Raw genomic sequence first — 22,494 nt, 5'->3', positions numbered from 1 at the left:
TGCTATCCTGTCCTTGTTGTCTGTGTGGTTATTGGCAACGCAAAATACAATAAGGAGAGAAGCAATGTCGTTCGAATTACCTGCACTACCGTATGCAAAAGACGCCCTGGCACCGCACATTTCTGCGGAAACCCTGGAATATCATTACGGCAAGCATCACCAGACGTACGTCACTAACTTGAACAATCTGATCAAGAGCACCGATTTTGAAGGCAAAACGCTGGAAGAGATCGTCCGCAGTTCAGAGGGTGGCGTATTCAACAACGCGGCTCAGGTGTGGAACCACACCTTCTACTGGCACTGCCTGGCGCCAAACGCCGGTGGCGAACCTGCCGGTGAACTGGCTACCGCTATCAACGCCGCCTTTGGCAGCTTCGCGGATTTCAAAGCGAAATTTACCGATGCAGCCATCAAGAACTTCGGTTCGGGCTGGACGTGGCTGGTTAAAGAGGCGGATGGCAAACTGGCTATCGTGTCCACCTCTAACGCAGGCACTCCGCTGACCACCAGCGCTAAGCCGCTGATGACCGTGGACGTATGGGAACACGCTTACTACATTGATTACCGCAACGCGCGCCCGAACTACCTGGAGCACTTCTGGGCACTGGTTAACTGGGACTTTGTGGCGAAGAACTTCGCCGCGTAAGAGACACGCAGAAGGGTTCGCCCTTCTGCGTTTTTGGTTTATTCCGCAGCGCAGGCTGCTTCAGGCTGTTTACGACCCGACATCATCACCAGCAGCAGGCCGAGCGCGGCAATAATCGCCCCCATCACCGGCACAAAGCTGTACCCCAGTCCCCCTGAAATCACGGCCCCACCGGCCGCCGCACCGAGCGCATTGCCCAGGTTGAAGGCGCCGATGTTGACCGACGATGAGAGGCCCGGCGCTTCATGCGCAACACGCATCACGCGCATCTGCAGCGGCGGCACCACGGCAAAGGTGGCGGCTCCCCAGACGACCATCGCGATCGCGGCGCCAAACTCATTACGCGCCAGCCACGGAATGGCAATCATGATGACAATCAGCAGGGTTAAGAAGCCCTTCAGCGTGCCGCTTACGGAACGGTCGGCAAATTTCCCACCGAGATAGTTGCCAATCGAGAAGCCCACGCCAATCAGTACCAGCATCGCGGTCACAAAGAGAGGCGTTGCGTGGGTGATGTCATGCAATACCGGTGAAATATAGGTGTAGAGGGTAAACATCGCCCCTGCCCCCAGCACGGTGGTGAGCAGCGCGGAGAGCACCTGCGGGCGCATCAGCACCGACAGCTCTCTGCGCACGTCAGGACGTTCACCCGCGCTGCCTTTCGGCAGGGAGAAGAACAACGCCACCATTGCGACCACGCCCAGTCCAGCCGTCGCCAGGAATGACATCCGCCAGCCAATAACCTCGCCCAACCAGGTTGCCGCAGGCACCCCGCCAATGTTAGCAATCGTTAGCCCCATAAACATGGTGGCTACGGCGCTGGCCTGCTTATGTTTTGGCACCACGCTGGCAGCCACGACCGATCCCAGCCCGAAGAACGCGCCGTGGTTAAGGCTGGTCAGAATGCGTGACAGCATCAGCGTGGTGTAGTCCGGCGCAATGGCCGAAAGCACGTTGCCCAGGGTGAAAATCGCCATCAGGAAAATCAGCGCATTGCGGCGCGCGCGGTGCGAAAGGAGAAGCGTCATCAGCGGCGCCCCCACCATCACGCCGATAGCATAGGCGCTGATTAACATCCCTGCCGCAGGGATCGAGACGTCCACGCCGCGGGCGATGACGGGCAGTAACCCCATCGGGGAGAATTCAGTGGTGCCAATCCCAAAAGCGCCAATCGCCAGGGCCAGCAGGGGAAAATTGATTTTCATGCGTCAACTCCGGATGCCGTGTCATGTGGTGACACAGAACAAAGAAGCGGAAAGCATGACATCAATCACAAAAAATGAGAAGTTAACAAAATGGCAAAAGATTTTTGCCAGAGAAGTAACAATCGGGTCGATCGGGAGGGAGAAGGCTCTCCCTCCGCGTAAATCAGTGCAGCGCAGCCGTCAGACCGGCCGCGACAATCAGAGCCAGCACAATAACGGTGGTGAACAGCGAAAACTTCAGATCGGAACTCATCAATTTTTCTCCTTTTAATCCCCCCACGAAAAGTGAGCCTGCTCATTTTTGCATAATTTACGTCAAAAATCTTCCTGGATTTAGGCTGATAAACACTTTACCTCTTCCCCTTTTCATCAAGATAGGACAAAATTCCACGCTAAATTTATTAGCGTACCGGCCATTGACCCCCTCCTGACGTCCCGTGTCGTTTTCCCGGCGTGCCGCAATTCAAGATTGCGTGATAAGGGTGAGAGAAGGCAAACGTTTACCTTCAAGTTTTTCAGGAGTTTAGGATATGGTCTGGAGTGACATTTAATGGCAACAATTAAAGACGTAGCAAAACGCGCAAACGTTTCCACTACAACCGTATCACATGTAATTAACAAAACCCGCTTTGTGGCGGAAGAGACGCGCAACGCCGTCTGGGCAGCGATCAAAGAGCTGCACTATTCGCCAAGTGCGGTTGCGCGCAGCCTCAAGGTTAATCACACCAAGTCCATTGGATTGCTGGCCACCAGCAGTGAAGCGGCCTATTTTGCCGAGATCATTGAAGCGGTTGAGAAAAACTGCTTCCAGAAAGGTTATACCCTGATTCTGGGCAACGCGTGGAACAGCATTGAAAAACAGCGCGCCTACCTGTCGATGATGGCGCAAAAGCGCGTTGATGGCCTGCTGGTAATGTGTTCCGAGTACCCGGAATCCGTGCTGTCGATGCTCGAAGAGTATCGCCATATTCCCATGGTGGTCATGGACTGGGGCGAAGCGCGCGCGGATTTCACTGATTCCGTTATCGATAATGCCTTTGAAGGCGGCTATATGGCCGGTCGTTATCTGATCGAACGCGGTCACCGCGAGATTGGCGTGATCCCCGGTCCGCTGGAGCGCAACACCGGCGCGGGCCGTCTGGCCGGTTTTATGAAAGCGATGGAAGAAGCGCTGATCAACGTGCCGGAAAACTGGATTGTGCAGGGCGACTTTGAGCCGGAGTCGGGTTACCGCGCGATGCAGCAGATCGTTTCCCAGCCACACCGTCCGACCGCCGTTTTCTGCGGGGGTGACATCATGGCAATGGGCGCGCTCTGCGCTGCCGACGAGCTGGGTCTGCGCGTCCCGCAGGATATTTCCGTGATCGGGTATGACAACGTGCGTAACGCGCGTTTCTTCACGCCAGCGCTGACCACCATTCACCAGCCGAAAGATTCGCTGGGCGAAACGGCCTTCAATATGCTGATGGACAGGATCGTCAACAAACGTGAAGAGTCGCAGTCCATTGAAGTTCACCCGCGTCTTATCGAACGCCGTTCCGTTGCGGACGGTCCGTTCCGCGACTACCGTCGTTAATCGCTTTACGGGGCCAGCTATGCTGGCTCCCGTAACCATTCCCGGTTTAGCGTTTCGCTGTCTCCCAGATAATCCAGCAGCCAGGCCATCGCAGGCGAGACATCACTTTGCTGCCAGGTCAGGCAGCAGGCCGCATCCGGGAACGGATTCTCCAGCGTCAGCTCAACCCACTCTCCGGTATCGATGCGCGGACGCGCGAAATGAACGGGCACCATCGCGACGCACAGTCCGGCGCTGAGGCACGTCGCCGACGATTCCCAGTCAGGGGCCACCACCCGCCGCTGGTTGTCCAGAAGCCAGGTGATACGCTTAGGCAATGAACGGGAGGTATCCTCCAGCACCAGCGACGGCCAGTTGCGCAGCGTATCATCGCTGAGCGGCCCCTCCATCGCCGCCAGCGGATGATCGCTTGCCACCACGCACTTCCAGCTCAGCATCCCCATATCGCGAAAGGCGTAACGTCCCCCGACCGGGATCGCCTGCGTGGCCCCGATTGCCATCTCTGCCCTGCCGTCCGCCAGCGCATCCCAGACGCCGTTGAACACCTCCTGCGAGACCCGCAGCTCGACATCTGAAAAATGACGATAGAAATCGACGATCATCTGCCGGGTACGTTCCGGCTTAACGATGTTATCCACCGCGATGGAAAGATGCCCCCGCCAGCCGTTAGCGATCTGCTGACACTGTTCGCGGGTGATCTGCATTTTTTTGATAACAGAACGCCCTTCCTTCAAAAACCACGCCCCTGCGGGCGTTAATTCCACATCACGATGGCGCCGCTCAAACAGCGGAACCGCCAGCCACTCCTCCAGCTGACGCACCGTGTAGCTGATGGCCGAAGGGACGCGGTGCAGCTCCTGCGCTGCACCGCTAAAGCTGCCATTACGCGCGACAGCATCGACCACTTCAAGAGAATAATCTGACCACATTTTCTGCCTGCAAAAAATTTGAATGCACCCGCCAAATATTAGCGTTTCACAAGCGGCTTTGCACTCCCTACACTCTGCGCCAACGTACACCTGCCTCCTCAGGAGAATAAGAGAATGCAACCCAGGAAAGGATTTTTAGTCTGGCTCGGCGGCTTAAGCGTGCTGGGCTTTTTGGCCACCGACATGTACCTGCCCGCGTTTGCCGCGATGCAGGAAGACCTGCAAACCCCTGCGGCGGCCATCAGCGCCAGCCTGAGCCTGTTCCTTGCCGGTTTCGCTTTCGCGCAGCTGCTTTGGGGACCGCTCTCGGATCGCTTTGGTCGTAAACCGGTACTGCTGCTGGGTCTGGCCATTTTTGCCGTGGGCTGCCTGGGGATGCTGTGGGTGCGCGATGCCACCTGGCTACTGGTGCTGCGCTTTATTCAGGCCGTGGGCGTCTGTGCTGCGGCGGTGACCTGGCAGGCGCTGGTGACCGACTACTATCCGGCTAACCGCACAAACCGTATTTTCGCCACCATTATGCCGCTGGTGGGTCTTTCCCCTGCCCTGGCTCCGCTGCTGGGCAGTTGGATCCTCGCACACTTTGACTGGCAGGCCATTTTTGCCACGCTGTTTGCCATCACGCTGGTACTGATGCTGCCAGCGTTTGCCCTCAAGCCCGCGCATAAAAAAGAGGCGCATGCGGATGCGAAGCCGATTACCTTCAACTCCCTGCTCAGCACCAAAGCGTATCGCGGGAATGTCCTGATTTACGCCGCCTGTTCGGCCAGCTTCTTCGCGTGGCTTACCGGCTCGCCGTTCATTCTGCACGATATGGGCTACAGCCCGGCAGCCATCGGTTTGAGCTATGTTCCGCAGACTATCGCCTTCCTGGTGGGCGGGTACGGCTGTCGCGCGGCGCTGCAAAAATGGGAAGGTCAGCAGATGCTGCCATGGCTGCTAGTGCTGTATGCGCTGAGCGTCATCGGCACCTGGGCCGTCGGGTTTATTCCGGGCGCGGGCCTGGCTGAAATTTTGATCCCCTTCTGCGTGATGGCCGTGGCGAACGGGGCGATTTACCCGATTGTTGTAGCCCAAGCGTTGCGTCCGTTCCCGCAGGCGACAGGCCGCGCCGCCGCGCTGCAAAATACCCTGCAGCTGGGTCTGTGCTTCCTGGCAAGCCTGGTAGTCTCGGCGCTGATTGCGACGCCACTGTTAACCACCACCAGCGTGATGCTGGTCACCGTTGCGCTGGCGGTGATGGGCTATCGCATGCAGGCCTCCGCGCAGCGTGAGCAGGATAGCGGCGCTCAGGTGGAAACCTCGCATGCCTGATTGCGCCAGAAATCATGTTACATTTCAGTGATTAGGTTGCTAACAATTTTCTATTGAATCACCAAATTTTGAGGCCTATACTAAATTTGGTTCGATTAAATACGATAAATATTAAGTGTTAACGGGAGCCGGAGCGCTCCCGTTTTACCATGGAAGGCATTTCGGCAAGGGTTATCTCCCTTCCTCTGTTCTACGTCGGATATTAGCCTCGCGGTATTTACCGTGAGATTTCTCACAAACCAAAAAAAGCGTCTACGCTGTTTGAAGGTTCTGATCACATCAGGGTGATGGAGAAGCTATGAGTTCATCGTGTATAGAAGAAGTCAGCGTTCCGGACGATAACTGGTCCCGGATCGTCAGTGAACTGTTAGGTCGAGCAGGCATCACTATCAATGGATCATCGCCATCCGATCCTCAGGTTAAACATCCCGACTTTTTTAAACGCGTATTGCGGGAGGGATCGTTAGGCCTGGGAGAAAGTTATATGGACGGCTGGTGGGAGTGCGAACGTCTGGATACCTTTTTTGCCAGCGTGCTGCGTGCCGGTCTGGAAAACCAACTCCCGCGTAATCTGAAAGACACCCTGCGTGTCGCCTCTGCCCGACTGTTCAATCTGCAAAGTAAAAAACGCGCGTGGATCGTCGGCAAAGAGCATTACGATCTCGGCAATGACCTGTTCAGCCGTATGCTGGACCCGTTCATGCAGTACTCCTGCGCCTACTGGAAAGACGCGTCGACGCTTGAGGAAGCGCAGCAGGCAAAGCTGCGTCTGATTAGCGAGAAGCTGCAGCTACAGCCCGGCATGCGCGTGCTGGATATCGGCTGCGGCTGGGGTGGGCTGGCGTATTTTATGGCGAAGCACTATGGCGTCAGCGTAGTGGGCGTGACGATTTCCGCGGAACAGCAAAAAATGGCGCGGGAGCGCTGCCAGGGTCTCGATGTGGATATCCGGCTGCAGGATTACCGTGATCTGAATGAACAGTTTGACCGGGTCGTTTCCGTCGGCATGTTCGAGCACGTCGGGCCGAAAAACTACGACACCTATTTTGAGGTGGTGGATCGTAATCTGAAACCGGACGGCATCTTCCTGCTGCACACCATCGGCTCTAAGCGGACCGACAATAACGTTGACCCGTGGATCAATAAATACATCTTTCCGAATGGCTGTTTACCGTCCGTTCGCCAGATTGCCAACGCCAGCGAATCCCATTTTGTGATGGAAGACTGGCATAACTTTGGCGCGGATTACGACACCACGTTGATGGCATGGCATGCGCGTTTTCAGGAGACCTGGCCTGAGATTGCGGGCAACTATTCTGAACGATTCAAACGGATGTTTAGCTATTATCTGAATGCCTGCGCGGGGGCGTTTCGCGCACGGGATATTCAGCTCTGGCAGGTGGTATTCAGCCGGGGGATTGAACACGGACTGCGTGTCGCACGCTAAAAAATAACCCCGGATATCCGGGGTTATTTTTTATTCTTCTTCAGTGGTCTTTATTATTGCGGCTTCTTTTGCTGCCAGCACGCGCTCAACCGTATCCACCACCGCCTGGGTTTGCGGATCGATTTCGATATTCACGCGATGCCCCAGTTTTTTGGCGCCCAGCGTGGTGCGCTGCAGCGTTTCAGGAATTAAATGCACGCAAAAACGCGTTGGCGTCACTTCCCCCACCGTCAGGCTAATCCCATCGATGCCAATAAATCCTTTATAGAGGATGTATTTCATTAATGACGGATCCTGCATTTTAAACCAGATTTGACGGTTATTTTCCGAGGTCACGATTTTTGCCACTTCCGCGGTGGTCATGATGTGGCCGGACATCAGGTGGCCGCCAATCTCATCGCTGAACTTCGCCGCGCGTTCAACGTTGACGGTATCGCCCACAGCCAGCTCGCCCAGGTTGGTGATGCGCAGCGTCTCTTTCATTAAATCAAAGCTAATCTGGTTGCCGTTAATTTCGGTCACGGTCAGGCAGCAGCCGTTATGCGCAATCGACGCACCGGTTTCAATGCCCTCAAGCATATATTCCGGCAGCTCAACAACATGAGTACGGAAATTAGGTTTTTCATCAATGGACACCACTTTGGCGGTGCCCTGCACAATACCAGTAAACATGCTTACAACTCCTGTTTTTTCCGGACGGTGGTGACACCGTTTAATCCCACCACAATAACAGTTGGAAAAACAGGTTGCCAGCGGAGCGCATTTTCTGGCGATTTTTTCACTAGATAAATAGCTAAAGCCCGCTACAATAGCTGGCACCCCCCTGCATTTTCTTCTCGCTGCCCGTTTCGGCGGCTTTTTTAGTCTCTCAAATAACAACAAAATAAAGGTGTTCACGTGCAGAAGTACATGAATGAAGCGCGCCAGTTATTGGCACTGGCTATACCAGTGATCATCGCGCAAGTGGCCCAGACCGCAATGGGATTTGTGGATACGGTAATGGCAGGTGGCTACAGCGCCACCGATATGGCGGCCGTGGCTATCGGTACGTCAATCTGGCTTCCGGCCATCCTGTTCGGCCACGGTCTGCTGCTCGCACTCACGCCTGTTATCGCTCAGCTCAATGGCTCGGGTCGTCGCGAGCGCATTGCCCATCAGGTCCGTCAGGGGTTCTGGCTGGCAGGGTTTGTCTCCGTGCTGATCATGGTCGTGCTCTGGAACGCGGGCCATATCATCCGCGCTATGCATAACATTGACCCGGCCCTGGCGGATAAAGCCGTGGGCTATCTGCGTGCCCTGCTTTGGGGTGCGCCCGGCTACCTCTTTTTCCAGGTAGCGCGTAACCAGTGTGAAGGCCTGGCGAAAACCAAGCCCGGGATGGTGATGGGTTTTATCGGGCTGCTGGTCAACATCCCGGTTAACTATATCTTTATCTACGGTCATTTCGGGATGCCGGAACTGGGCGGCGTCGGCTGCGGCGTGGCGACAGCAGCCGTTTACTGGGTGATGTTCTTCTCGATGCTTACCTTCGTGAAGCACGCCCGCTCCATGCGCGACATTCGCAACGAGAACAGATTCAGCACGCCGGACTGGAGCATCATGACGCGTCTGGTGCAGTTAGGGTTGCCGATTGCCCTTGCGCTGTTCTTTGAGGTGACCCTGTTTGCCGTGGTTGCCCTGCTGGTCTCCCCGCTGGGCATTGTGAACGTGGCCGGGCACCAGATTGCGCTGAACTTCAGCTCCCTGATGTTCGTCCTGCCAATGTCGCTGGCTGCGGCAGTGACGATTCGCGTGGGCTTCCGCCTGGGACAAGGTTCGACGCTCGATGCGCAAACCGCCGCGCGGACCGGACTGGGCGTCGGCGTCTGCATGGCCATTTGCACAGCGCTTTTCACCGTGGCGCTTCGCGAGCAGATTGCCCTGCTCTATAACGACAATCCGGAAGTCGTTACGCTGGCATCGCACCTGATGCTGCTGGCTGCGATTTACCAGATTTCGGACTCCATCCAGGTGATTGGCAGCGGCGTGCTGCGCGGTTATAAAGACACGCGCTCCATTTTCTTTATCACTTTCATCGCCTACTGGGTGCTGGGTCTGCCGTGTGGTTATATTCTGGCCCTGACCGACCTTGTGGTTGACCGCATGGGACCGGCGGGGTTCTGGATGGGCTTTATCATCGGCCTGACGTCGGCGGCGATTATGATGATGATGCGCATGCGCTTCCTGCAGCGCCAGCCATCAACGATCATTTTGCAACGCGCTGCCCGTTAAATACGCAGTAGCCGCCACCCGGCGGCTACTTTCTCTTCACTTTGCGCGGTAATACAGCAATCGCGTGAAATCAGAGAGAAAATTGCATTTTCCCTCTTGCCACCTCGGTGCTGTGCCGCTAATATTCGTCCCCGTTGTCACCGACAACACGTTGCGTTCATAGCTCAGTTGGTTAGAGCACCACCTTGACATGGTGGGGGTCGTTGGTTCGAGTCCAATTGAACGCACCATTCTGCGTCCGTAGCTCAGTTGGTTAGAGCACCACCTTGACATGGTGGGGGTCGGTGGTTCGAGTCCACTCGGACGCACCATTTCAGTCCTGAAATGGTGCAAATTCTCCTCTGATAGCCTGAATTTTCCTAATCCTTCATTTTCATTACTGTTCTCCTGCTACGCTTTTCTCATGGAAAAAAGAGAGGACAACCGTCGATGAAGAAAATCGCCATTATCGGTTCCGGCCCAACAGGGATTTATACCTTTTACGCCCTTCTTAAAAACCCGCAGCCGCTTTCGGTCTCCGTCTTTGAACAAAGTGATGAAGCGGGCGTGGGTATGCCCTATAACGACGACGATAACTCTCGTCTGATGCTGGCAAATATCGCAAGTATTGAAATTCCGCCCATTTTTATGACCTACCTCGACTGGCTCAAGGGCCAGAGCGAAGCCCATCTGGCACGCTTTAAGGTTGATAAAGCCCGCCTGCATGACCGACAGTTCCTGCCCCGGCTCCTGCTGGGTGAGTATTTCCGCGACAGCTTTCGGTCCATCGTAAAAGAGGCGAAAAAACGGGGATTTCAGGTTGAAGTCCATAAATCCGCCCAGGTCACCGATATCGTGCCCTCGAAAGAAGGCGTTACGCTTTCCGTCAACGGCAGCGCCTTTCCTGAACGCTTCGACCTCGCGGTTATCGCCACCGGCCACGTCTGGCCAGAGGAGGATGAAGCCACGCGCACGTTCTTCCCCAGCCCGTGGTCCGGTCTGATGGACGCCAGTATTCCTCCCTGTCGCGTCGGTATTATGGGGACATCGTTAAGCGGTCTCGACGCGGCCATGGCGGTCGTAATGCAGCACGGTGCGTTTCGCGATGATAAATTTGTACTGAATAAAGGCAGCGAGGCGCTGAAGATTGTCCTGATGTCCCGGACGGGCATTCTGCCGGAAGCCGATTTTTACTGCCCTATTCCTTACGAGCCGCTGTCGATATTGAACGAACGCGTGGTGGAAAGCGAGATTGCCAAAGGACCGGATGGCCTGCTCGATCGTATCTTTGTTCTGATGGTCAAAGAGCTTCAGCTTGCCGATCCGGCGTGGTGCGAAAAAATGTCTCTGCATACGCTGAATGCGGACACCCTTCGTGAGGCATGGTTTGAGGATCGTAAACGGCACGGTCCCTTTACCTGGGCGGAAGATAACCTGAAAGAAGTTGAGAAAAATAAACGCGAACGCCGTACCGTGGCCTGGCGCTATACCGTGCTTCGGCTGCATGAAGTGGTTCAGGAGATCGTTCCCCATCTCACCGATCGAGACGTTGAACGCTTCAAACAGGGGCTGGCTCGGGTATTTATCGACAACTATGCCGCCATCCCTCCGCAGTCTATCCGCAGGCTGCTCGCACTTCGCGAAGCCGGCATCATCAGCGTGGCCGCGCTCGGTGACGACTACACGCTCGACGTTGGCAGCGATCGAACGGTGATAACCACACAAGAGACCGTCTATCGTTTCGAGGTGTTTATTGACGCGCGCGGACAAAAGCCGCTCAAAACGAAAGATCTGCCCTTCCCAACGCTGCGAAAACAGCTGGAAGCGATCGGCGATGAGATACCCGATATCGGCGAGGATTACACCTTAAAAGCGCCTGACACCGTTCGCGGGCGCATCACCTTCGGTGCGATACCGTGGCTGATGCACGATCGTCCCTTCGTTCAGGGGCTGGCGGAGTGTGCAGAGATTGCAGAGGCGATGGCGAAAGCGGCGGAAAAACCCGCGTCGGGGGTGCGGCGGAGATTACCCTATTTTGAAAACTGACAGGGCGTCCGTGCCCTGCTGTCGCGGATTACTCGAAGAAGACTTCCGGGTTTTCCGACAGCGAAACGAAGGTTTTCGTCTCTTTATTCAGGGCGAGGATTTCGCCGCTTTCAATGTCGTACACCCAGCCGTGCAGTCGAATGGAGTTATTACGCAGGCCCACCGCGACGGAAGGATGGGTCTTAATGTTGCTCAGCTGCGCAAACACGTTCTCCTGCACCATCGCATTGACCTTATCGATCGGCTTATCCCAGGTTTTTTTCTCCACCACGGCTTTCGCCGCGTCGGAATAGCGCAGCCAGTGTGACACGGCAGGCATCGGCTCCAGGTTCGCGTTATCGGCAATCGCCTTCATCGCGCCACAGTTGGAGTGACCACAAATCACGATATCCGTGACGCCCAGCGCCACGACGGCGTATTCGATGGTAGCGGACACACCGCCTGGCTCCGGTCCGAACGGCGGCACGATGTTACCAGCATTACGAATGACAAAGAGTTGTCCTGGCTCTTGCTGGGTGACAAGTTCCGGGACCAGACGGCTGTCGGAGCATGAGATGAACAGCGCTTTGGGATTCTGGCTGGACGCTAAACTGCGGAAGAGTTCTTTACGTTGCGGGAAAATCTCTTTTTGAAAGCTGAGAAAACCTTCAATGATATGTTGCATAGCAATGTCTCTTTTATCTGTTTTAGTTTAGGTATGATCGAGATCACACTCGTAAAGTTTACCCATCGTGGTTTACTTCAGACAAGCAATATATTTCTGGCCCGAGCGCTGCACAATTTCGTCCGCGTTAGCGAGGATGTTCTGTCCTTCGAACGCGCCGTACAGACGTTCAAACGTTCTGCCTTCCAGATGATTCACGACCGACGCCACGGTGCGGGCCGGCAGCGGAAGATAGTTCGGGTAGCTCCACATAAACGAGACGGCGTCTTTACCCGGCGTGACCTGCAGAATATCGCCCACCAGCAGCACCCCGTCCCCCTCCTGCCAGTGCAGCACCGTTCCCCCGGCAAAATGCCCCCCCAGACGCAGCAAGGTGACTGACGGGAAAATCTCCAGCGCATCCCCCTCCCAGAAATGAATGGCCGGGCTGTCGCGCATCACCCACTCGCTGTCGCTGGCGTGCAGGTACACCGGCGCATCATATGCCGCAGCCCACTCCTGCATCGTGGTGTAATAGTGCGGATGTGAAATCGCAATCGCGCTGATGCCGCCGAGGGCGGTAATGAGCGTTTTGGTTGCGGGGTCGAGGTTGGCGATACAGTCCCAGAGAATATTGCCGTGGGGCGTTTGCAGCAGCAGCGCCCGCTGATTGATCGCAAACGCCGGGACCGTTTTGATCCCAAACAATCGCGGCTCCAGTTGCTGCCATTTGTTGCTATGCGTGGCGGTGACGGTATCGAGATCGGTCCACGCCTGCCCCGTGATGGGTACATACTGGCGTTCATCCTCGCAGATCGGGCATTTCTCAGGCCGTGTATCGTAAGCCGTTCCGCAGGTTTTACAGAGTGTAATCATGTGCTCTCCTCAGCGATAAAGCACTGAGTATGGCAGGGATTATCCTTATGTGCTGCGAGGTACATTGCTGGCTTTTTTTGCCCTATACTGTGCCAGTATCGAAAACTGAACAGAGCAGGTGCAACATGGAAATTGATCTCGATAATTTAGTCTTTAACGGTCTGGATGAAGCAGAAGAGCGTAATGCGGAACGTCTGGACGACGCGGATAAAAAAGCGCAGGCGATTGTCGCCGACGACGACTGCGGCGACGCCTGCAAGATCTGATTAAAAAGCACCGGCAAGCCGGTGCTTTTTTTTTATTTTTTTAACCCGTCGATAGCAGCCTGCGCGCAGGCTTCATCAAGATGACCGCCCGGCGCACCGCCGATACCAATTGCCCCGATTGTTTCATCGCCCTCTTTCACCGGCAAGCCCCCCGCCAGCAGCAGGAAACCCGGAATGTCACGCATGTTTTGCGCACCGGCGTTGCTCTGCGCCGCTTCCATCACCTTACCGGACGCATTCTTTGCGCTAAGCGCCGTATAAGCTTTCATTTCGCTGGCTTTTACCGTGTGAGGACCGGCATTGTCCGTGCGCTGTACCGCTTTCACCACGCCCGCGCGGTCAACAACGGTGACGGTCACCTGATAATTTTTTGCCGTACAGGCCTGAATGGCGGAGGTTGCCAGCGCATTCGCCTGCGCCAGTGAGAGATTCTTTTGATTCAGCGTATCGGCCTGTGCCGCCAGACTCAGGCTACCCGCGGCCAGTGCCGCAACCATCATTATTTTTTTCATCGCACTTCCTCGCGTGTTGAGAGACACCCAGAGGTTACTCAGCCGCACGATGAAACGGTATTCGGTTGATTACGCACTCATCCTGGTAGTTTTACGGATTGCAATTTATCGTATTCCCGGATTGCCTGGACTAAGCTATTGACGCCAAGCCGGGTAAATGCCGATGCGCGGTGCGCCTCTACCGTACGCGGCGAGAGGTTCAACCGGGCAGCCACCTCTTTGTTGCTGAGCCCTTTCATCAACTCACCCAGCACCTCATGCTCACGCGCGGTCAACTGCGCGAAACGCGCCGCGATCCGGGTTGTTTCCTGCCAGTCGGCAAAGCGGCGCTGGCTCTCCTCGAAGGCCAGGCCCACGGTTTCGATAAGCTTGTCGGCATCCAGCGGCTTGGTAAAAAACTCAAAGACGCCGTTACGGAATGCCCGGCGACAGGCGTCAACCGAACCGTGTCCGGTCATGATTATCACCGGCAGCAGGGGCCAGGGCCATTGGCCCTCTTCAAGCCAGGCGAGTCCACCTTTACCTGGCATCCGCATATCCAGCAGCATACAGCCCACCAGCGCGGTCTCACGCGCATGGGCAGCGGTAAAAGCATCGACGCTTTCAAACGTTCTGACCGGCCAGCCCATGCCTGAAAGCAAAAACGCCATCGACTCCCTGATGGATTCATCGTCATCAATCAGCCAGACTGTCTTATCCATCCGTAGCCTCCTTTCCGTGCGTCAGTTGTAGTTTGATCTGCGCTCCGCCCTGCGGAGCATTACCCAACGTAATCGATCCATTCATTCGCGTCATCAATGACTCCGTTAAGGTCATCCCCAGCCCTATTCCCTCCTCTCTGCCGCTGTAAAACGGCATGAAGGCATTTTGTAACGCCTCCGGGCTAAAGCCTGGACCACCGTCAGTCACGGTAATCAGGATACCGCGCGCATTTTTATGACTTTCAATCTTTACCCAGCCAGCTGCAGAGGCCTGCTGCGCCTGAATCGCATTGCTGAGCAAATTATGCAGCACCTGCTCCAGCCAGAGACGATCGGCCAGAACGGTTGTCGCCCCCGGGGCAAACATATGGCTGACCGTGATATGTTCGGCCCTGCGCTCATGCTCAAGCAGGTTCACCACCTGCAGCCAGCACTGTGCCAGGTCAGTTTCGCGCAGGGATACTTTCTCCTGCACTACGTGTTCGCGAAAGCGGGTCAGCAAGGCGCTAATTCGCTGCATTTGCGTCAGCGCGGCCACTAACGCCTGCGACACCGCGGGCCCGTTGTCCTGCTGCAGCTGGCGTTGCGCCCCCTGGATCCACGTCTGTGCGGCGGTAAGCGGCTGGTTAATCTCATGCACGATACCGGCGGTGATCTCTCCCAGGGTATTCAGTCTGGCGTGCTGGTAATAGAGCGCCCTTTGCTCGGCCTCTTTCCGCGCTTTACGCTGCCAGAGCACCACGCTCGCCAGCGCAATCACTATCCCCCAACCGATAAACAAGATGGGATACATCAACCCGTTAACGGCGAGCCAGTCTGGCCGGGAATCGGCTTCCAGCGTAAAAGGTTGATTATGCTGCGGGAAAGCACGTTGCCAGTGCCAGAAGGCATCAGACGCTGGCTCGTCGCCGTTTGGCATAAAACGGATCCCGAGATGAGTAAAGGGATGGTGCGCATTCAGGATCGGGCCGAGATCCACCAGCACGCGGATCTGACGCCAGGGATTGTAAAGCCAGTACTGTATCTCGTGGGCAGGTTCAACCCGTGGCGCATCAAGCGGGCGTCCGGAGGTCTTTTCCAGGGCAAGAAGCTGAGGGAATTTTTTGCGCAGGGTGGCAATATTTTCATCGCCATTCAGAAGTGGCAATACGGACTCATTTTGCGTCAGTACCGCGCTTAACTCAGAGAAGAGTGCTGCAAACTCGCGATCGCGCTCCCAGAACTGGCGGCGAATTTGTTCGGCATAGAGCAGGACGCCGCTGATGAGGCAGACTATCGTCCAGACAATAATGCCGCGCTTTAAAAAGGGGTTCTTCATTCCGTTAACTGAGCAGACTCAACCATCTGTCAACATTAACAGCTATCCGGCGTCAGAACAAAATGCAGCACACCTCGTTCCAGTACGTTTCGCGCGTGCGGCGCAGTTCAGCGTGACGTTTTATCATGGAACCACTCCGGGTCAATGTTGGCAACGTCTACGCCATACAGGCTGGCGACAGGCAGTATTGACTCAAGAACACGTTGCGTGCTGTTCTCCGCATTCACTGGTCGGGTCGCAAAAAACCGCCGTAACGTGCTGATCCACTTTTTCATCGTCTTACCCTCTCTCGCCGTGTCTGACCTCAGTTAAGCACTCAAATGCCGCGCGGGTGAAATACCAAAATCCACTGTCCATGTGCAGGATTTGCAAATAGCCTCCCGTTCTTTTCACGCTTCATTAACACCTTGTTCACTAATGCTTTTTTGCTCAAAGCAAAGAACGATTTCTTATTTGGCGATAGCTTTCGCTTATGGGAGCGTAGCGGGGTAAAACAAAAACAACGGGATGGCGTATGACTATGGCAGCAAACATGAAAGGGTTTACCAAACGGACACTGGTTCTGGGATTACTGGCGGCGGGGAGCCTGCTTTCAGCGCAGGCACAGGCCGATCAGCTGGCGGATATTAAGGCCGCAGGGGTGGTGAAAGTCGCCACGTTTGACGCCAACCCGCCGTTTGGCTCGATTGATGCCAAAACGCACGAGATCGTGGGTTACGACGTGGACTTCGCCAAAGCGCTGGCAAAATCGCTCGGCGTGAAGCTTGAACTGGTTGCCACCAATCCGGCCAACCGTATTCCGCTGCTGCAGTCCGGGAAAGCAGACCTGATCGTGGCAGATATCACCATCACCCCGGAACGCGCGCAGGTGATTGATTTCTCGACGCCTTACTTCGTCACCGGCCAGCAGTTCCTCGTTCCGGTGAAATCACCGGACAAGCTCGATGACTATAGCCGGGCGCGCATTGGCGCGGTCAAAGGCACGACGGGCGAGCAGGCGCTGCACCAGCGTTTCCCGCAGTCCCGCGTCCTCTCTTATGACGACATTCCCCTGGCGCTGACCGCACTGCGCAATGGCAACGTCCAGGCCATTACCCAGGACAGCACCATTCTGGCCGGTCTGCTGGCGCAGGCGCCGGATAAAGCGAACTTCAAAATCCTGCCCGATCTGCTCAGTAAAGAAGAGATTGGCGTGGGGGTGAAGAAAGGTGAAACGGCGCTGCTGAAGGCCGTTAACGACGAGCTGGTTAATCTCGAGAAGAACGGTCAGGCAGCAAAAATCTACGATGTCTGGTTTGGCCCAAACACGCCTGCCCCGCAGCCTCGCGCCTTTAAAATAGAAGCCAGATAATTATGCTCTCAGGTTTATTTTCACACTCCGCGGCCGGTGCCGCGGATTTTTCACATCTGGAACAGGCCAGCGTCGAGTTTCGTCATGTGGACAAACGCTACGGTGACCATCAGGTTTTAAACGACATTAATCTCACCATCACGCCCGGTGAAGTGGTCGCCATCCTCGGCCCGTCGGGTTCCGGTAAATCCACCCTGATTCGTCTCATCAACCAGCTTGAAACCCTTAGCGGCGGGGAGATTCTGGTCGATAACAAGCCTACCGGAAAGCTCTCCGGTACCGGGCTGCGTCAGCTGCGCAGCCGCGTGGGGTTTGTGTTCCAGCAGTTCAATCTTTACGCCCATCTCACCGCCAGCCAGAACATCACCCTGGCCCTGGAGCACGTTCACGGCTGGAAGCCACAGCCTGCCCAGGCGCGCGCGCTGGCCCTGCTGGAGAAGGTCGGGATGCTGGAAAAAGCCCATCATTTTCCGGCAGAGCTTTCCGGCGGGCAGCAGCAGCGCGTCGCGATTGCCCGTGCCCTGGCCTCTTCACCCCAAATCATCCTGTTCGATGAACCCACCTCGGCGCTGGATCCGGAGATGATTGGTGAAGTGCTGTTTGTGATGAAAGCCCTCGCCCACAGCGGGATCACGATGATTGTCGTAACCCATGAGATGCAGTTTGCCCGGGAGATAGCCGACAGAGTCGTCTTTATCGACGGGGGGCAAATTCTGGAAATTGCGCCGCCGGCGCAATTTTTCAGTCGGCCCTCGCATCCGCGCGCGCAGCGGTTCCTGCAAAAGGTGCTCAACCCGCTGCATCAGGAGCATCTGTAATGCCCGCGCTCGACTGGCAGGGGGTACTGACCGGACAGCCTCTGCAGTGGATACTCTCCGGATTCCTCACCACCCTGTGGGTAACGCTTGCCGGGATGATGCTGGCCAGCCTGCTCGCATTGCTCTTTATGCTTCTGCGCCTTTCCGGCGGACGCCTCGGGAACGCGGTCGTTAGCAGCTGGGTGTCGCTGTTTCGCAATACGCCGCTACTGGTGCAGCTGCTGTTCTGGTATTTTGCCGCCTGGAACGGTCTACCGCAGGCGTTCCGCGACGCGGTGAACGCGGATCACAGCTGGTCAATTCTGCCCGGCGACGTCTGGTGGTTTACGCCCGAATTTTTATGTTCTGCCTGGGGGTTGGGTGTCTTTACCTCGGCGTTTTTAATTGAAGAGGTGGAGTCGGGCTTACGTTCCGTGCCTGCCGGACAGCGGGAGGCAGCGCTCGCTCAGGGATTCTCCGCGTGGCGCCTGTTTCGCTACATCCTGCTGCCGCAGGGGCTGGCCAACGCCTGGCAGCCGGTCGTTGGCCAGTACCTTAATCTGATGAAGCTCTCCTCGCTCGCCAGCGGGATTGGCTTCGCCGAGCTGACCTATCAGGTCAGGCAGATTGAGAGCTATAACGCGCACGCGCTGGAAGCATTTACCTTTGGAACCGCACTCTATCTGCTGACCGGCCTGGTCATGGGGATGGTGCTGGTTCGCATTGGACCTGAAGCGAAACGTAAACGCCCAAACGTCGCCACCTCAGGGAGTGAAAAACATGATTGCCGGACTTAATGTCATCACCGATAACCTCGATTATCTGCTGTGGGGACGCGCGGCAACGGGTGAACCGGGGGGCGTATTGCTCTCGTTGATGATGGCGATTGGGGCCGCCGTCATTGCTCTGCCCGGTGGGATAGTGCTCGCGTGTCTGGCCTGGCGCTTTACCGGGCTCGTGCGCAAGACCCTCTTTTTGTGGGCAGAGCTGATTCGCGGTATCCCGCTCATCTTCGTAATTTTCTGGATGTGGTATCTCCTGCCGCTCATTACCGGGGGCGATCTGCCGGGGGCGCTGACCGTCACGCTGGCGCTGGCCTGGTTTACGGCGGCTACCGTAATGCACTCGGTACTGGCCGGACTTAATGCGCTACCGTCCGGGCAGTACGAAGCCGCACTGTCACAGGGATTCAGCACGCAGCAAACCCTGTGGCGCGTGCTGCTGCCGCAGGCGCTGAGGAACATTCTGCCGTCGCTGGTGGGGATTTTTATCAGCCTGCTGAAGGATACGTCGTTGGCGTTTATCGTGAACGTACCGGAACTGACGACGGTGGCGGGACAGGTCAACAACCGGGTGCAAATCTACCCGGCGGCCATTTTTATCTTTACGGGCGTGGTCTACTACCTGCTCTGCTGCTCGCTCGAGCAGCTTGCGAAGCGCTTGCGCTTTACCCGGCCAGCGCTTTAACCACCGTTTCCATCGCTTCGGTTGTCAATTCACTGCGTTTCACGCGCTGGTTCGCCAGCGCGGTACGCAGGACTCCGGCAATGACAATATGCTTTGGCTCCTGCCCTAAATCACGCATCTCAAGCACCACCTTCCCGACCACCCGGCACATCTCCTGGTACAGCGCTTCATCTTTGGTCACATTACCCATCGTCATCACTCCATTGCCTGTTAAACGTTGAGCTTAAATGATTCTCCAGCCGGATACAAAAAAGAAGCCCGGCGAGAGACTCGCCGGGCTTCATCTGTAAAATCAGTAAATTAGTTGTTTACTGGAATGACCGCGCCTTTGTACTTGGTGCGGATCCAGTCCTGAATCTCTTTTGAGTGCAGAACGTTCACCAGCGCGACGATGTCTTTCTTCTTCTCGTCACCGCGATGCACGGTGATGATGTTGGCATACGGGTTGTTTTCACCGCTCTCAACCGCAATCGGGTCGTGAACCGGATCCAGACCCGCGTCAATCGCATAGTTGGCGTTAATCACCACCGCGTCGCCTTCGTTGTTGTTGTACATCTGCGGCAGCAGAGACGCTTCAACGTTAGGCGTGAACTTCAGCTTTTTCGGGTTCTCGACGATATCGCTGATGCGCGCGGTCACTTTATCGATGCCCGGCTTCAGCTTGATCACGCCCTCTTTTTCGAAGATAGAGAGAATACGCCCCTCTTCAGAAACCGCGTCACGCATGATGATTTTGCCGCCTTCCGGCAGGTCTTTCAGCGACTTGTATTTTTTGGAGTAGATGCCGATTGGCTCAATGTGGATCGCGCCCGCACTGACAAAATCGTAGTCTTTATCGCCCGCATGATCTTTCAGCACGCTGTTCAGGTAAGGAATGTGCTGGAAATAGTTCGCGTCGATGTCATGACCCGCCAGCGCGGTGTTCGGCAGAATGTAGTCCTGGAACGGTTTAATCTCCAGGTCGATCCCCTGCTTCGCCAGAATCGGCTTTGCCTGCTCCAGAATTTCGGCGTGCGGCGTGTTGGATGCGCCCACGGTCAGGGTGTCAGCCCAGGAAGCGAAGCTCAGGGCGCTCAGGGTTGCGGCGGCGATCAGTGTCAGTGTCTTTTTCATGATGTGGTTCCTGTGTGTATTTATTAGCGTTTATCTAACAGTGAAGTAATGACATCGCCGCAGAACTGGATAATGAAAACGATGATTAAAATGGTCACCGTTGCCACCAGCGTGACGTCACCATGGTTGCGCTGGAATCCTTCCAGATAAGCCAGATTTCCCAAACCACCGGCGCCAATCACCCCCGCCATTGCGCTGTAGCTCACCAGCGCAATGAGCGTCACCGTAATACCTGATACCAGTGCAGGTGATGATTCCGGCAGTAAAACCCGAAACACTAACGTGCTCAGTCGTGCGCCCATCGAGCGCGTTGCTTCTATAACGCCTTTATCCACTTCACGCAGGGCGATCTCCACCAGGCGTGCGTAGAACGGTGCGGCACCCACAATCAGCGCCGGCAGCGCCGCGTTGGCACCAAGGATGGTGCCGACGACGGTCTTGGTGAACGGGATCAGCAGGACAATCAGAATGATGAACGGAATCGAGCGGAACACGTTCACCACAATCGAAATGACGCTGTAGACCGTGCGGTTGTGGAACAGCCCGCCGCGCGCGGTTAAAAACAGCGCCAGACCCAGCACGATACCCAGTACAAAAGTCGCCACGCCGGACAGCGCGGTCATGTACAGCGTCTCCAGCGTCGCCGCCCAGAGCTGGTCCCACTTGAGATGCGGAAAGAGATCCTCAGCCATGTTTAATCACCTCGCCTTCAATATCGCTGTGCTTCAGGTCGGCGAGGATATTGTTCAGTTGTTCATCGGATGCCACTACATGTACCCAGAGCTGGCCAAACACGCCGTGGGCGGTTTGCGTCATTTTCCCGTGCAGGATGTTAAACGGCAGGCCATAGCGCAGGGTCAGTTCACCCACGATCGGCTTATGCGTGCTGTGCCCGGTAAAGGTCAGTCTGATGACCGTACCTTCCAGATCGTTTGCCAGTTCGGTATTGAACGTTTCTTCTTCAGCGTACTGGCTCACCTGACGGACAAACTGCTGCGTAATCGGCTGCTGCGGATGGGTAAAGACGCTCAGCACGTCGCCCTCTTCCACGACTTTACCATTCTCCATCACCGCCACGCGGTCGCAGATTTTGCGCACCACATGCATCTCGTGCGTGATCAGCACGATGGTCAATTTGAACCGGCGGTTAATATCCAGCAGCAGATCGAGGATCTGATCGGTGGTCTGCGGGTCAAGCGCGGAGGTGGCTTCATCGCAGAGCAGCACGTCTGGGTTATTGGCCAGCGCGCGGGCGATGCCGACGCGCTGTTTCTGGCCGCCACTGAGCTGAGACGGGTAGGCATGCTCGCGACCTTTCAGGCCGACCAGCTCCACCAGCTCGGCGACGCGGGCGGTGATTTTTGCTTTCGGCACGCCGGCAATCTGCATCGAGAACGCAATATTCTCGCTGACCGTGCGCGACCACAGCAGGTTGAAGTGCTGAAACACCATGCTGATTTTCAGGCGCGCCTGACGCAGCGCTTCACCTTTTGCCGCCGAAATGTCCTGTCCATTAATGGTGACGCTACCGGCGCTGGGTTTTTCCAGGCCGTTGAGCAGACGAATCAGCGTGCTTTTACCTGCCCCGCTGTAACCGATAATCCCGTATATCTGTCCCTGTGCTATCGTCAAATTGACGTTATCAACGGCTGTGAGTGCCATCTTTCCGTTGTCAAAAACCTTCGAAATATTGCTCAGTACAATCATTCTTATTCGTTATCCGTGCCGCCCATGGCGGTTTAGCAGTATGGATGTCCAAACGATAGTAAACAGGCGTTATCAGCTTTTAAATGAACAAAAAAGAATTTGTTATATCTTTCGGAAATAAACAGCGGATTTACCGGGTGGGATGCATTTAGACCAATTTCAGCAATGATTATCTGCCGGATGCATATCTGCTGGCGAATGCCTGCGAAAAACGGTCGTTTTTTCAGCATTTCATGCCAATATAGCCATCCTCACATCCAGACAACTTTACGTCTTGCTGTCCTGACTTCCAAAAATGACATTTATATTCCTTTCTGATCTAAAGAGCAG

At 55.8% G+C, this 22,494-nt stretch carries 25 protein-coding genes and 2 tRNA genes; 13 read left to right on the top strand and 14 right to left on the bottom strand.

The window, feature by feature from the left end:
• Positions 1–64 precede the first annotated feature (64 nt).
• On the top strand, positions 65–646 hold the full coding sequence (gene sodB, locus P349_RS20000) for a superoxide dismutase [Fe] (RefSeq protein WP_032651022.1): 582 nt from the start codon (positions 65–67) through the stop codon (positions 644–646).
• Between the two features lie 38 nt (positions 647–684).
• Here the strand turns inward: sodB and P349_RS20005 are convergent, their stop codons facing one another.
• Complete coding sequence (locus P349_RS20005; RefSeq protein ID WP_032651021.1) at positions 685–1,851, bottom strand: MFS transporter; 1,167 nt, start codon at positions 1,849–1,851, stop codon at positions 685–687.
• 163 nt (positions 1,852–2,014) lie between these two features.
• Entirely contained in the window at positions 2,015–2,104 is a 90-nt protein-coding gene (gene cydH / locus P349_RS26190; RefSeq protein ID WP_020688313.1) for a cytochrome bd-I oxidase subunit CydH, read from the bottom strand.
• Positions 2,105–2,401: 297 nt separating this feature from the next.
• On the opposite strand from cydH, the gene purR reads away from it, so the two are divergent.
• Complete coding sequence (gene purR, locus P349_RS20015) at positions 2,402–3,427, top strand: HTH-type transcriptional repressor PurR (RefSeq protein ID WP_023335431.1); 1,026 nt, start codon at positions 2,402–2,404, stop codon at positions 3,425–3,427.
• Positions 3,428–3,444: 17 nt separating this feature from the next.
• Here purR and punR read toward each other — a convergent pair whose 3' ends face one another.
• On the bottom strand, positions 3,445–4,356 hold the full coding sequence (punR, locus tag P349_RS20020) for a DNA-binding transcriptional activator PunR (protein WP_024909370.1): 912 nt from the start codon (positions 4,354–4,356) through the stop codon (positions 3,445–3,447).
• A 114-nt stretch (positions 4,357–4,470) separates the two neighbouring features.
• On the opposite strand from punR, the gene punC reads away from it, so the two are divergent.
• Positions 4,471–5,670 carry a purine nucleoside transporter PunC gene (gene punC, locus P349_RS20025; protein ID WP_032651020.1) on the top strand — a complete coding sequence of 400 codons (1,200 nt, stop codon included), beginning with the start codon at positions 4,471–4,473 and terminating at the stop codon, positions 5,668–5,670.
• A 298-nt stretch (positions 5,671–5,968) separates the two neighbouring features.
• Entirely contained in the window at positions 5,969–7,117 is a 1,149-nt protein-coding gene (cfa, locus tag P349_RS20030) for a cyclopropane fatty acyl phospholipid synthase (protein WP_032651018.1), read from the top strand.
• A gap of 30 nt (positions 7,118–7,147) precedes the next feature.
• Here cfa and P349_RS20035 read toward each other — a convergent pair whose 3' ends face one another.
• The gene (locus tag P349_RS20035) at positions 7,148–7,789 is read right to left on the bottom strand and encodes a riboflavin synthase (protein ID WP_032651017.1); all 642 of its coding nucleotides are present in this window, start codon (positions 7,787–7,789) and stop codon (positions 7,148–7,150) included.
• Positions 7,790–8,014: 225 nt separating this feature from the next.
• Between P349_RS20035 and mdtK the strand changes: the two genes are divergently transcribed.
• The 4 genes from mdtK (at position 8,015) to P349_RS20055 (ending at position 11,413) form a co-directional block, all read left to right on the top strand.
• Positions 8,015–9,388, top strand: a complete 1,374-nt coding sequence (mdtK, locus tag P349_RS20040; protein ID WP_024909374.1) for an MdtK family multidrug efflux MATE transporter — start codon at positions 8,015–8,017, stop codon at positions 9,386–9,388.
• A gap of 153 nt (positions 9,389–9,541) precedes the next feature.
• A tRNA-Val gene (locus tag P349_RS20045) sits at positions 9,542–9,618 on the top strand.
• A gap of 4 nt (positions 9,619–9,622) precedes the next feature.
• A tRNA-Val gene (locus P349_RS20050) sits at positions 9,623–9,699 on the top strand.
• Between the two features lie 118 nt (positions 9,700–9,817).
• Positions 9,818–11,413 (top strand): FAD-NAD(P)-binding protein, encoded by a 1,596-nt coding sequence (locus P349_RS20055; RefSeq protein ID WP_032651016.1) that lies wholly within the window; start codon positions 9,818–9,820, stop codon positions 11,411–11,413.
• A 28-nt stretch (positions 11,414–11,441) separates the two neighbouring features.
• On the opposite strand, the gene P349_RS20060 is transcribed toward P349_RS20055, so the two are convergent.
• Entirely contained in the window at positions 11,442–12,077 is a 636-nt protein-coding gene (locus tag P349_RS20060) for a carbonic anhydrase (protein ID WP_024909376.1), read from the bottom strand.
• Positions 12,078–12,149: 72 nt separating this feature from the next.
• Positions 12,150–12,932 carry an MBL fold metallo-hydrolase gene (locus tag P349_RS20065; protein ID WP_032651015.1) on the bottom strand — a complete coding sequence of 261 codons (783 nt, stop codon included), beginning with the start codon at positions 12,930–12,932 and terminating at the stop codon, positions 12,150–12,152.
• Between the two features lie 125 nt (positions 12,933–13,057).
• Between P349_RS20065 and P349_RS26185 the strand changes: the two genes are divergently transcribed.
• Positions 13,058–13,198, top strand: coding sequence for a hypothetical protein (locus P349_RS26185; RefSeq protein WP_003857665.1), 141 nt, complete (start codon positions 13,058–13,060; stop codon positions 13,196–13,198).
• A gap of 32 nt (positions 13,199–13,230) precedes the next feature.
• On the opposite strand, the gene P349_RS20075 is transcribed toward P349_RS26185, so the two are convergent.
• The 4 genes from P349_RS20075 to P349_RS26580 form a co-directional block, all read right to left on the bottom strand.
• Positions 13,231–13,710, bottom strand: coding sequence for a GlcG/HbpS family heme-binding protein (locus P349_RS20075; protein ID WP_032651014.1), 480 nt, complete (start codon positions 13,708–13,710; stop codon positions 13,231–13,233).
• Positions 13,711–13,787: 77 nt separating this feature from the next.
• Positions 13,788–14,411: a response regulator transcription factor gene (locus P349_RS20080; protein WP_032651013.1), complete on the bottom strand. Its 624-nt coding sequence runs from the start codon at positions 14,409–14,411 to the stop codon at positions 13,788–13,790.
• On the bottom strand, positions 14,404–15,729 hold the full coding sequence (locus P349_RS20085; protein ID WP_032651010.1) for a sensor histidine kinase: 1,326 nt from the start codon (positions 15,727–15,729) through the stop codon (positions 14,404–14,406). Before P349_RS20085 ends, P349_RS20080 begins: the two co-directional genes overlap by 8 nt.
• A gap of 107 nt (positions 15,730–15,836) precedes the next feature.
• A complete protein-coding gene (locus P349_RS26580) occupies positions 15,837–16,004 on the bottom strand; it encodes a hypothetical protein (protein ID WP_032651008.1) in 168 nt (55 codons plus the stop codon).
• Between the two features lie 245 nt (positions 16,005–16,249).
• Between P349_RS26580 and P349_RS20095 the strand changes: the two genes are divergently transcribed.
• The 4 genes from P349_RS20095 to P349_RS20105 are packed head-to-tail and all read left to right on the top strand — an operon-like array spanning position 16,250 to position 19,344.
• Positions 16,250–17,080, top strand: a complete 831-nt coding sequence (locus P349_RS20095) for an ABC transporter substrate-binding protein (protein ID WP_193745651.1) — start codon at positions 16,250–16,252, stop codon at positions 17,078–17,080.
• Between the two features lie 2 nt (positions 17,081–17,082).
• Positions 17,083–17,898: an amino acid ABC transporter ATP-binding protein gene (locus P349_RS0124075; RefSeq protein ID WP_024909379.1), complete on the top strand. Its 816-nt coding sequence runs from the start codon at positions 17,083–17,085 to the stop codon at positions 17,896–17,898.
• Positions 17,898–18,674, top strand: coding sequence for an amino acid ABC transporter permease (locus P349_RS20100; protein ID WP_032651006.1), 777 nt, complete (start codon positions 17,898–17,900; stop codon positions 18,672–18,674). Before P349_RS0124075 ends, P349_RS20100 begins: the two co-directional genes overlap by 1 nt.
• A complete protein-coding gene (locus P349_RS20105; protein WP_032651003.1) occupies positions 18,658–19,344 on the top strand; it encodes an amino acid ABC transporter permease in 687 nt (228 codons plus the stop codon). Before P349_RS20100 ends, P349_RS20105 begins: the two co-directional genes overlap by 17 nt.
• Here the strand turns inward: P349_RS20105 and fumD are convergent.
• From fumD to P349_RS20125, 4 genes are all read right to left on the bottom strand, one after another.
• Positions 19,325–19,534: a fumarate hydratase FumD gene (fumD, locus tag P349_RS20110; protein ID WP_008500615.1), complete on the bottom strand. Its 210-nt coding sequence runs from the start codon at positions 19,532–19,534 to the stop codon at positions 19,325–19,327. The genes P349_RS20105 and fumD overlap by 20 nt on opposite strands.
• A 110-nt stretch (positions 19,535–19,644) precedes the next feature.
• On the bottom strand, positions 19,645–20,457 hold the full coding sequence (locus P349_RS20115) for a MetQ/NlpA family ABC transporter substrate-binding protein (protein WP_008500616.1): 813 nt from the start codon (positions 20,455–20,457) through the stop codon (positions 19,645–19,647).
• A gap of 23 nt (positions 20,458–20,480) precedes the next feature.
• On the bottom strand, positions 20,481–21,149 hold the full coding sequence (locus P349_RS20120; RefSeq protein WP_024909382.1) for a methionine ABC transporter permease: 669 nt from the start codon (positions 21,147–21,149) through the stop codon (positions 20,481–20,483).
• The gene (locus tag P349_RS20125) at positions 21,142–22,164 is read right to left on the bottom strand and encodes a methionine ABC transporter ATP-binding protein (RefSeq protein ID WP_032651001.1); all 1,023 of its coding nucleotides are present in this window, start codon (positions 22,162–22,164) and stop codon (positions 21,142–21,144) included. Before P349_RS20125 ends, P349_RS20120 begins: the two co-directional genes overlap by 8 nt.
• Positions 22,165–22,494: the final 330 nt, after the last annotated feature.

The sequence above is a fragment of the Enterobacter sp. DC4 genome, assembly GCF_000568095.1.
Classification (GTDB): domain Bacteria; phylum Pseudomonadota; class Gammaproteobacteria; order Enterobacterales; family Enterobacteriaceae; genus Enterobacter; species Enterobacter pseudoroggenkampii.
The sequence above is the reverse complement of the archived record's forward strand: the minus strand, read 5'-3'. Positions and strand labels throughout refer to the sequence as shown.